At 71.2% G+C, this 10,494-nt stretch carries 11 protein-coding genes; 7 read left to right on the top strand and 4 right to left on the bottom strand.

Translation table 11 applies throughout. From position 1 onward, the window contains the following. Positions 1 to 14: 14 nt before the first annotated feature. Complete coding sequence (locus tag LX12_RS07400) at positions 15 to 1,643, bottom strand: acyl-CoA carboxylase subunit beta (protein ID WP_253653912.1); 1,629 nt, start codon at positions 1,641 to 1,643, stop codon at positions 15 to 17. 95 nt (positions 1,644 to 1,738) lie between these two features. Between LX12_RS07400 and LX12_RS07395 the strand changes: the two genes are divergently transcribed. Next, positions 1,739 to 2,551: a biotin--[acetyl-CoA-carboxylase] ligase gene (locus LX12_RS07395; protein WP_253653911.1), complete on the top strand. Its 813-nt coding sequence runs from the start codon at positions 1,739 to 1,741 to the stop codon at positions 2,549 to 2,551. Positions 2,552 to 2,554: 3 nt separating this feature from the next. On the opposite strand, the gene LX12_RS07390 is transcribed toward LX12_RS07395, so the two are convergent. Then, entirely contained in the window at positions 2,555 to 3,181 is a 627-nt protein-coding gene (locus tag LX12_RS07390; RefSeq protein WP_253653910.1) for a DUF6069 family protein, read from the bottom strand. A 148-nt stretch (positions 3,182 to 3,329) separates the two neighbouring features. Here LX12_RS07390 and LX12_RS07385 point away from each other — a divergent pair, with 148 nt between their 5' ends. Genes LX12_RS07385 through LX12_RS07375 form a run of 3 tightly spaced genes read left to right on the top strand, consistent with a single transcriptional unit; the run spans position 3,330 to position 5,920 of the window. After that, positions 3,330 to 3,851, top strand: coding sequence for a PH domain-containing protein (locus LX12_RS07385; RefSeq protein ID WP_253653909.1), 522 nt, complete (start codon positions 3,330 to 3,332; stop codon positions 3,849 to 3,851). Positions 3,852 to 3,899: 48 nt separating this feature from the next. Beyond that, positions 3,900 to 4,577, top strand: a complete 678-nt coding sequence (locus LX12_RS07380) for a response regulator transcription factor (RefSeq protein WP_253653908.1) — start codon at positions 3,900 to 3,902, stop codon at positions 4,575 to 4,577. 8 nt (positions 4,578 to 4,585) lie between these two features. Then, positions 4,586 to 5,920, top strand: a complete 1,335-nt coding sequence (locus LX12_RS07375; protein WP_253653907.1) for a HAMP domain-containing sensor histidine kinase — start codon at positions 4,586 to 4,588, stop codon at positions 5,918 to 5,920. Between the two features lie 7 nt (positions 5,921 to 5,927). On the opposite strand, the gene LX12_RS07370 is transcribed toward LX12_RS07375, so the two are convergent. Continuing rightward, entirely contained in the window at positions 5,928 to 6,491 is a 564-nt protein-coding gene (locus tag LX12_RS07370) for a GtrA family protein (protein ID WP_253653906.1), read from the bottom strand. A gap of 84 nt (positions 6,492 to 6,575) precedes the next feature. On the opposite strand from LX12_RS07370, the gene LX12_RS07365 reads away from it, so the two are divergent. Next, complete coding sequence (locus LX12_RS07365) at positions 6,576 to 7,841, top strand: 5-(carboxyamino)imidazole ribonucleotide synthase (RefSeq protein WP_372504953.1); 1,266 nt, start codon at positions 6,576 to 6,578, stop codon at positions 7,839 to 7,841. Between the two features lie 37 nt (positions 7,842 to 7,878). Then, complete coding sequence (purE, locus tag LX12_RS07360; RefSeq protein ID WP_253653905.1) at positions 7,879 to 8,421, top strand: 5-(carboxyamino)imidazole ribonucleotide mutase; 543 nt, start codon at positions 7,879 to 7,881, stop codon at positions 8,419 to 8,421. Between the two features lie 21 nt (positions 8,422 to 8,442). On the opposite strand, the gene LX12_RS07355 is transcribed toward purE, so the two are convergent. Next, positions 8,443 to 9,261 (bottom strand): dienelactone hydrolase family protein, encoded by an 819-nt coding sequence (locus LX12_RS07355; protein ID WP_253653904.1) that lies wholly within the window; start codon positions 9,259 to 9,261, stop codon positions 8,443 to 8,445. A gap of 163 nt (positions 9,262 to 9,424) precedes the next feature. On the opposite strand from LX12_RS07355, the gene LX12_RS07350 reads away from it, so the two are divergent. Further along, a partial coding sequence (locus LX12_RS07350; RefSeq protein ID WP_253653903.1) for an acyl-CoA dehydrogenase family protein occupies positions 9,425 to 10,494 on the top strand: 1,070 nt, incomplete at its 3' end.

Raw genomic sequence — 10,494 nt, 5'->3', positions numbered from 1 at the left:
GTCGGCCGGACGGTCTACAGCGGGATGTTGCCGTGCTTCTTGGGCGGCATCGACACCATCTTGCGCTCGAGGAGCCGCAGGGCCGTGGCGATCTGGCCCCGGGTGTGCGACGGCGGGATGACCGCGTCGACGTAGCCGCGCTCGGCCGCGACATAGGGGTTGACGAGGGTGTCCTCGTACTCCTGCTGCAGCCGCAGGCGCAGGGCGTCGACGTCCTCGCCCTTCTCCGCGGCCTCCTTCAACTGCGACCGGTAGACGAACCCGACGGCCCCGGAGGCGCCCATGACGGCGATCTGCGCGGTCGGCCAGGCGAGGTTGACGTCGGCACCCATGTGCTTGGAGCCCATGACGTCGTACGCGCCACCGTAGGCCTTGCGGGTGATGACGGTGATCTTGCCGACGGTGGCCTCGCCGTAGGCGTACAGCAGCTTCGCGCCGCGGCGGATGATGCCGTTGTACTCCTGCTCGGTGCCGGGCAGGAAGCCCGGGACGTCGACCAGGGTCACGATCGGGATGTTGAAGCAGTCGCAGGTCCGGACGAAGCGTGCGGCCTTCTCCGAGGCGTTGATGTCGAGGCAACCGGCGAACTGGGTCGGCTGGTTGGCGACGATGCCGACGCTGCGGCCGTCGACGCGGCCGAAGCCGACGATGACGTTGGTGGCGTACTGCGCCTGGATCTCTAGGAACTCGTCGTCGTCGAGGATCCGGGCGATGACCTCGTGCATGTCGTACGGCTGGTTCGGCGAGTCCGGGATGAGGGTGTCGAGCTCGAGGTCCTCCTCGTTGACGGTCTCCTCGATGGACCCGGCGGCGGGCTCGTCCACGGGCAGGCGCGGCGGCTCGGCCTTGTTGTTGCTGGGGAGGTAGGACAGGATCTCGCGCACGTAGTCGAGGGCGTCCTCCTCGTCGGAGGCGACGTAGGTGGCGGTACCGGACTTCGTCATGTGCGTGTGGGCACCGCCGAGGTCCTCCATCGTCACGTCCTCACCGGTGACGGTCTTGATGACGTCGGGGCCGGTGATGAACATCTGGCTGGTCTTGTCGACCATGACGACGAAGTCGGTGAGCGCGGGGGAGTAGACGTGACCACCCGCGGCCGCGCCCATGATGAGCGAGATCTGCGGGATGACACCGGACGCGCGGACGTTGCGGTGGAAGATCTCGCCGTACAGGCCGAGGGAGACGACACCCTCCTGGATCCGCGCGCCGGCACCGTCGTTGATGCCGATCAGCGGGCGGCCGGTCTTCACCGCGAGGTCCATGACCTTGACGATCTTCTCGCCGTAGACCTCGCCGAGGCTGCCGCCGAACACGGTCGAGTCCTGACTGAAGACACACACCTCGCGGCCGTCGACGGTGCCGTACCCGGTGACCACGCCGTCGCCGAGGGGCCGACGCGACGCGAGCCCGAAGTTGGTGCTGCGGTGCCGCGCCAGCGCGTCGAGTTCGACGAACGACCCCTCGTCGAGGAGGTGGGTGATGCGCTCGCGGGCGGTCAGCTTGCCCTTCGCGTGCACCTTCTCGACGGCCTCGGCGCCGACCGGCTGCTCCGCCTCGGCAAGGCGTCCGCGCAGGTCCGCGAGCTTTCCGGCCGTCGTGTGGATGTCGGGTGCACCATCGTTGTCGGTCGAGGCAGTCGTCATGGGGAACGATGCTAGCGAGCGGTCGCTCGGTCGGTGGGACCGGGGACACGAGTGAGGCCCGGGGTCGGGTCGCGCGGCGCACTAGCGTGATCGCCATGGACCCCGCACCGACCGACCTCTACGCCGCACGCATCGCCGATCGCGCGGGCGGCGGGTGGTCGGTGGAGGTCGTCGCCGAGACCGGCTCGACGAACGCCGACCTCGTCGCGCGCTGTGCGACCGACCCCGTACCGGGGGTGGCCCTCGTCGCGGAGCGTCAGACCGCGGGCCGGGGCCGGCACGGCCGGATGTGGACCGCCCCGCCGGGCGGCACGCTCACCATGTCGGTGACGGTCGACGCGTCCGCGCCCGGCGCGGGCGACGCGCTCGGATGGCTGCCCCTCGCCGCCGGGGTCGCGGTGGCGCGGGCGGTCGCCGAGGTGGGCGGCGTCGACGTGCGGCTGAAGTGGCCCAACGACGTCCTCCTCCCGGTGGGGTCGGCCGGGGAGGTGGGCAAGGTCGCCGGCATCCTCGCCGAGCTCGCGCCGGGCACGCGGCCGTGCGCCGTGGTCGGCATCGGGATCAACACCGGGCTGCAGCCCGACGACCTGCCGGTGCCGACGGCCACGTCGGTGAACCTCGCGACGGGGCGGACCGTCGACCGGTCCGAGCTCGCCGGCGCGGTGCTCGCCGCGCTCACGGAGGAGTTGGCCGACTGGCCCGGCGACACCGCCGCCGTCGCGGACCGCTATCGCGCGGCGTGCGCGACCCTCTCGCGTGCCGTGCGGGTGGAACTCCCCGGCGACCGGATGCTCGAGGGGGTCGCCGTCGACGTCGACGACCTCGGTCGTGTGGTGGTGGAGACGTCCGACGGCACGACCACCGCGGTCGCCGCCGGTGACGTCACCCACCTGCGCGTGCAGGGGTGAGCGTCAGCGGTACTCGACGCTGCGCGCACCCATCGCGCGGATGAGGAACAGGATCGGCAGCCCGATCACGAGGTGCATCACCGCGGTGCCGATGCCGGTCGAGATCTCCCGCGACAGCAGCAACGGCAGGACCACCGCGGCGATCACCAGCAGGCCGACGATCCAGGCGAAGAACTGATCCGGCGACGGCGTCGTCAGCTGCAGGACGTACCAGAGTGCCCCGGCGAACAGGGCGCAGAGCCCACCCACGACGGCGAACCAGTACTCGTCCTGCGCTACCGGGTTCCACACCCCGAACTTCCCGGTCTCGGTGATGCGCTGGCTGATGACCCGGATGATCCAGGCGACGAGCCACGACGCCAGCGCCGTCACGACCGCGGTCGCCACGACGCCACCGATGAAGAGCCCGATGTTGATCTGCGGACCCCGCCGCGGCGGGCGGGGAGCCTTGCGCGCCGGCTCGGCGGCGTACTGCTGCTGGTACCCCGGGTCGGCGTACTGGTCCTGGGCGTAGGGATCCTGCGCGTACTGGTCACGGGCATACGGATCGGCCGAGTAGGCGCGGGTCCGGTCGTCCCAGGCGCCGCCGCCGTCCCGCCGCCGGTTGTCGTACGGGTCGTTCGGGTACATCTGGCCACCTCCGCAGCTGGGGTCGTCACCCGCGTCTCGCGTGAGTCTACCGAGCACGACCGTCGTGATCGGCGGGGAACCGTGCCGGGTATGCGCTACTTTCACTGCCGTCAGGGGCTCGTCGCGACCACACCGAAGGGCCGGTGCCGTGGGTTATCCGGAGAACATCCTCGCCGAGGGCGAGCACGTCGTCGTGCACCGCCACCCCCACTGGAAGGCGCTGGTCGTGCCGACGATCGGGTTCCTCGTCGTCACCGCCCTCGCCGGTGTCGCGGCCGGGTTCACCGGGTCGTCGCAGCTGTCCTCGTCGACGCGGTCGGTGCTGTGGATCGTGATCGCGGTCGTGTGGGCCGTGGTCGTCGTGTGGTTCTTCCTGCGGCCGCTCGTCTCCTGGCGCACCACGCATTTCGTGCTCACCGACCGGCGTGTCACCTTCCGGAACGGCATCCTCACCCGGTCGGGCATCGACATCCCGCTGCAGCGCATCAACTCGGTGGAGTTCCGCCACGGCCTCCTCGACCGCATGCTGCGCACGGGGACGTTGATCATCGAGTCGGCCTCCGACGACCCGCTGGCCTTCCACGACATCCCGCAGGTGGAGAAGGTCCACGCGCTGCTGTACCACGAGGTGTTCGACACCGAGGTCGATCCGGGCCGTCGGGCGCGCTGAGCGGCGCGGATCGGCCGTGATCGCGTCCACCGTCGGTATCGTGGCGCCGTGACGGACGTACTGCTGGCCGAGGACGACGAGGCCATCGCCACCCCGCTGGCCCGCGCGCTGACCCGTGAGGGGTACGGGTGCGAGATCGTCTCGACGGGTCCCGACGCCCTCGAACGCGCCCGTGACCCGCGCTTCGAACTGCTCGTGCTCGACCTCGGCCTGCCCGACATGGACGGGCTCGAGGTGTGCCGCCGGATCCGCAGCGTCCGACCCCAGCTCGCCGTCCTCATGCTCACCGCCCGGACCGACGAGGTGGACTTCGTCGTCGGACTCGACGCCGGTGCCGACGACTACGTCGGCAAACCCTTCCGTCTCGCCGAGTTGCTCGCCCGGGTGCGGGCGCTCCTGCGCCGCAAGCAGGGCGTCGACCTGGTTCTCGAAGCGGGCGACATCCAGCTCGACGCCCGCGGCCGCCGCGTGCTGGTCGCCGGCAAGGACGCCACGCTGGCCAACCGCGAGTTCGACCTGCTGCGGTTCCTGATGGAACGCGGCGGGGAGGTCGTCAGCCGGGAGGAGATCCTCACCGAGGTGTGGGGGTCGGCGGACCTGCGATCGTCGAAGACCCTCGACATGCACGTGTCGTGGCTGCGCCGCAAGATCGGCGACGACCAGGCGGGCCGGAAGAAGCGCATCGTCACCGTGCGCGGCGTCGGCTTCCGGTTCGACCCGGACTAGGCGGGCGGGTGCGCAGGCGGATCCTGCTGTCGATGCTGGCGATGGTCGTCGGCATCGGGGTGCTGCTCGGGCTGCCCCTCATGGTGACGGCGTGGTGGTGGATCGACGACAACGCCCACCAGGACCTCGACCAGCGGCTCAAGCGCGTCTCGTCGGAGCTCATCGACCAGGAGTCGGGTGACCTGGCGGGCCAACAGCTCGACGTCGCCCCGTTCCGACTGCTGCTGCCGCCCGACGGCCGCCTGGAGCTGGAGTACCCGTCGGGCGCCGGTCTGGTGCGGACCGCCGTCGGCGACGACATCCGCGGGGCGACCGTGTCGGAGTCGGCGAGCCTCGGCGACGCCGGGACCGTGACGATGCGGATCCCGCTGGAGGAGGTCCGTGGCGACCAGTGGACCGCGATCGGGGTCGTCGCGCTGATCCTCACCGCCTCCGTCGCCGGGGGGACGGTGGTCGCGGCGGTCACCGCGGGTCGTCTCGCCGATCCCCTCGAGGACCTCGCCGACCGCGCGTCCCGGATGGCCCAGGGCGACTTCCACACGGCCTGGCGCACGCACGGCATCGCCGAACTCGACCGCCTCGCCGGCGCTCTCGAGGTCGCCAACCGCGAGATCGCCCTGCGTCTCGAGCGGGAGGGCGAGATCGTCGGCGAGGTGTCCCACCAGCTCCGCAGTCGGCTGACGGCCATCCAGCTGCGTCTCGACGAGCTGTCGCTGCATCCCGACCCGCACGTCGTCGAGGAGGCCGAGGCCGCGCACGCGCAGGCCGAGCGGCTCAACGCCGAGCTCGACGAGCTGATCGCCGTCTCCCGGGACGCGGGTGTCCGGCCGACCGCGCCGATCGCCGTCGACGACACCATCGACCCGCTCGTCCACGACTTCTCCGACGCGTTCTCCCGGCAGGGCCGCGAGGTGGTGGCGTCCTACGTCGGCGACCGCACCGCCTGGGCGACGCCGAGCCGGCTGCGCGAGGCGGTGTCGGTCCTCGTCGACAACGCGCTGCGACACGGTGCGGGTCGCTGCACCGTCGAGGTCTCCGGACTCGACGGCGCCGACCTGCTGCGGGTGACCGTCCGCGACGAGGGGAGCGGTGTGTCCGACGACCTTGTGCCGAAGATCTTCCGTCGCGGGTGGTCGGGCGGCGGCTCGAGCGGTGTCGGGTTGTCGCTGGCGCGGGCCCTCATCGAGGCCGACGGCGGTCGCCTGGAACTGACCAGTCGCGTGCCCGCCGCGTTCACGATCGTCGTGCCGACCACGGCCGGTGGTCCCATCACGGGGACGCCGGGGAGCCTGCGGGCCGACGGGGAACCGGTGCTCGCCCGGGCCGCGCGCGAACCGCGCTGACCGCCGTCTAGGGGGTGGGGTCGGGCTCGACGTCCGGACGGAGCGTGACCTGCCCGGTCGCCAGCGCTTCGATCTCGGCGTCCTCGTCGCCCTGGGTCTCGGGGAACGCGAACTTGCGCAGCGCCCAGAACCGGAACGCCATCTGCAGGATGTTGCCGATGATGTAGCCGAGCACGAAGTCGACGATCACCAGTTCGGCGACCGGCAGGTGCGACCGCATGTCGAAGACGTTGTTGGCGAACCACAGCGGCGCCGCCTGCAACACCACCCCGATGCCGCTGATCACGAAGAACAGCAGCGCCTCGTGGTGGGTCTCGCGCCCCCCGCGGTTCTTGAACGCCCACTCGCGGTTCAGGAAGTAGCTGAGCAGCGTCGCCAGGGTCCCCGAGATGACCTTCGCGATCACCGGCTTCTGCTCGAGGACCGACAGGCTGAGGCCGTAGAAGATGGCCATGTCGAACACCATCGTGGTGCCGCCGACCAGCGCGAACTTGATCAGCTCGTGGTGGCGGAGAGCCAGGCGCCGGACGGGGCCCGGGGTACGGGCGAGGAGCCCGTCGATGAACGACACAAGGACCGAGTGTACGAAATCGAGGCCCCGACGCGAATTCCCCGCGCGATGGTGCGGCCCGCGACGCAGGTCGGAGCGCGTGTCATGACACGATGGTCAGCCGTGAGTGGACGCAATCCGGTGGGTCTCCCGACGGTCGCGATGGTCGGCGGCGGGCAGCTGGCCCGCATGACGCATCAGGCCGCGATCGCGCTCGGACAGACGCTGCGGGTGCTCGCGGCGTCCCCCGACGACCCGGCCGCGGCGGTCTCCGCGGACGTGGTCATCGGGTCCCACGACAGCCTCGACGACCTGCGCCGCGCGGCGCAGGGGGCCGTCGCCCTGACCTTCGACCACGAGGGCGTCCCGCCCGAGCACCTGCACGCCCTCGTCGCCGAGGGCGTCTCCGTGCTGCCACCGCCCGACGCGCTCATCCACGCCCAGGACAAGCTCGTCATGCGCCACCGGCTGTCCGAGCTCGGTCTGCCCGTCCCGCGGTTCGTCGACCTGTCCGGGGCCGACGACCCGGGGGAGGTCCTCGTCGGGTTCGTCGAGTCGTGCGCCGACGGTGTGGTGATCAAGGCGATCCGCGGCGGGTACGACGGCCGCGGGGTGTGGCTGCCGGACTCCCTCGACGAGGCCCTCGACGTCCTGGCCGACGCGACCGCGTCGGGCACGCCGGTGATGGCCGAGGAGCGGGTGCCGTGGCGCCGGGAGCTGTCGGCGATGGTGGCGCGGTCGGCGTTCGGCCAGGGTGCGACGTGGCCCGTCGTCGAGACGGTCCAGCGCGACGGACAGTGCGCGGTGGCCATCGCGCCCGCGCCCGGGCTGTCCGACGAGCGCGCCGAGGAGGCCGAACACATCGCGCTGCAGATCGCGCAGACCCTCGGCGTCGTCGGGGTCATGGCCGTCGAGATGTTCGAGACCGACGACGGCGCGCTGAGCATCAACGAGCTCGCGATGCGGCCCCACAACAGCGGTCACTGGACCATGGACGGTGCCGTCACCAGCCAGTTCGAGCAGCACCTGCGTGCGGTCCTCGACTACCCGCTCGGCGCGACCCGCGCGCTCGCGCCGGTCACCGTCATGGCCAACGTGCTCGGCGCGTCGGAGACGCCGGCGATGTCGATGGACGAGCGGGTCCACCACCTGATGGCCCGCATGCCCGACGCGCACGTGCACCTCTACGCCAAGGGTGAACGCCGCGCGCGCAAGATCGGCCACGTCAACATCGTCGGCGGACCCGACGAGGACGTCGCGACCGTGCGCGAACGCGCCGAGCGTGCCGCGACCTGGCTGTCGACCGGGGTGTGGACCGACGGGTGGGACCCGCACGCCGCGACCGACGTCCCCGACCCCGCCCGGACCTGACCCGCCCGGACCCGACCCGCGCCACCGAGAGGGAGCCATGACCGCACCGACCCCGTCCGACCCCATCGGGACCAGCGCGAGCGGTCCCCGCGTCGGGCTGATCATGGGCAGCGACTCCGACTGGCCGACGATGGAACCGGCCGCCGTCGCGCTGGCCGAGTTCGACGTGCCGTTCGAGGTCGGTGTCGTCTCCGCGCACCGGACGCCGCGCAAGATGCTCGACTACGCGTCCGGTGCGGCCGACCGGGGCATCTCGGTGATCGTCGCCGGCGCGGGCGGCGCCGCGCACCTGCCGGGCATGGTCGCGTCGGCGACGGTGCTGCCGGTGATCGGGGTCCCGGTGCCGCTCAAGCACTTCGACGGTCTCGACTCGCTGCTGTCCATCGTGCAGATGCCCGCGGGCATCCCGGTGGCGACGGTGTCGGTCGGTGGCGCGCGCAACGCGGGCCTGCTCGCCGTCCGCATCCTGGCCACCGGCGACGACGTGCTGCGCGCCCGTCTCGCGGCGTTCGCCCGCGACCTCGAGGCGATGGTGGAGGAGAAGGACGCGGCCCTGCGCCGCACCCTGCTCGGCGACTGAGGGCCGATCGGGCCGGTCGGCTCAGTCCTGCGTCAGCAACCGCCGCCGGAACAGGTCGAGCACCTCGTCGAGGGCGGCCCGGGTCGGTTCACCGGGGGCGTCGACGAGATGCTCGGTGAGCACCGAGTGCGGCGGCATCGGGGAATCCTGTCGCGCCGACGAGTCGGGCAGTTCTATCGCGGTGAAGGCGTCGCCGAGTTGCTCGCGCAACCACCGGAACCGCTGCGGCGGTGAGATCTTGTCGCCCTCGAAGCGAAGCCCCAGGACCGTGAGATCGCCCCGGGCGCAGCGGTTCTTCACCGTCGCGAGCTCGTCGGGCGAGATGTCGATGCCCTCCTTCGCCTTCCGACCGAGACCGAACGGGAGCGACGGCTGTGACAGGACAGGGGCGAGCAGCCGGTCGTCGGCGGCCATCGCCAGCGCGAAACCGCCGGTGAAACACATCCCGATCGCGCCGACGCCGGGACCACCGCAGCGCTCGTGCTCGTGGGCGGCCAGAGCCCGCAACCAGGCCGTGACGGGGGAGGACTTCCCCGTCGCGAGGACGGTGAACTCGCGGCTGATGCAGGCAGGAACCAGTGCCCGGGCGACCGTCGCCAGCTGGCCCACGACGGGACCGGCCACCGGGTCCTTCCCGTCGACGCCGAACAGGTGGGGCATCACCGCCGTGCACCCGATCGACGCGACCGTTCGCGTGAAGTCGGCGACCCGGGGCGTGATGCCGGGCATCTCCGACATCACGATCACAGCGGGCCCGGTGCCGAGGCGGTAGACGGGGGCGGAGCGCCCGTGGGCGGAGAACTCGGTGCGCTCGAAATCGGCGAGGGTGTCGTCGGCCACGTCGGCCAGCCTGCCATCCCCGTGACCTGCACCACCACCGGAGTCACCCGGTTACCCGTCAGTAACTGTGTGGCCGGGCGGGGGTTAGCATCGAGGGGACGGCCGACCCCTCCGGCGCACCCGCCGGACACCCCACCCGCACGGCCGATGAGGAGTGAGTGCAATGTCGGGCAACCCGGACTTCGATGTCTTCGCTCTCCCCGAGGAGCACGATGCGCTGCGTGAGGCGATCCGTGCGTTGTCGGAGAAGGAGATCGAGCCGTACGCGGCGGAGGTCGACGAGAAGTCGCGCTTCCCGCAGGAGGCGCTCGACGCGCTCAACGCGTCGGGGTTCAACGCCATCCACGTGCCCGAGGAGTTCGGCGGTCAGGGTGCCGACTCGGTCGCGGCGTGCATCGTGATCGAGGAGGTCGCCCGCGTCGACGCGTCGGCGTCGTTGATACCGGCGGTGAACAAGCTCGGCACGATGGGTCTGATCCTGGCCGGCGACGCCGACCTGAAGAAGAAGGTCCTGCCGGAGATCGCCGACGGCGCGTTGGCGTCCTACGGCCTGTCCGAGCGCGAGGCCGGTTCAGACGCCGCGTCGATGCGCACCCGCGCGAAGAAGACCTCCGAGGGCTGGGTCCTCAACGGCGGCAAGGCGTGGATCACCAACGGCGGGAAGTCGACCTGGTACACCGTCATGGCCGTCACCGACCCGGAGAAGGGTGCCAACGGCATCTCGGCGTTCATGGTGCACAAGGACGACCCGGGCTTCTCGGTGGGCAACCTCGAGCGCAAGCTCGGCATCAAGGGCTCGCCGACGGCGGAGCTGCACTTCGAGAACTGTGAGATCCCGGGCGACCGGATCATCGGCGAGGAGGGCACCGGCTTCAAGACCGCGCTGCAGACCCTCGACCACACGCGGCCCACGATCGGTGCGCAGGCGGTCGGTATCGCGCAGGGTGCGCTGGACAAGACGATCGCCTACGTCAAGGACCGCAAGCAGTTCGGCAAGTCGATCAGCCAGTTCCAGGGCGTGGAGTTCATGATCGCCGACATGGCCATGCAGATCGAGGCCGCGCGGCTGATGGTGTACAGCTCGGCGGCGCGTGCCGAGCGCGGGGAGGGCAACCTCGGGTTCATCTCCTCGGCGTCGAAGTGTTTCGCCTCCGACGTCGCGATGAAGGTCACCACCGACGCGGTCCAGCTGTTCGGTGGGGCGGGCTACACCCGCGACTTCCCCGTCGAGCG

This window comes from Williamsia serinedens, assembly GCF_024171725.1.
GTDB lineage: Bacteria > Actinomycetota > Actinomycetes > Mycobacteriales > Mycobacteriaceae > Williamsia_A > Williamsia_A serinedens.
The sequence above is the reverse complement of the archived record's forward strand: the minus strand, read 5'-3'. Positions and strand labels throughout refer to the sequence as shown.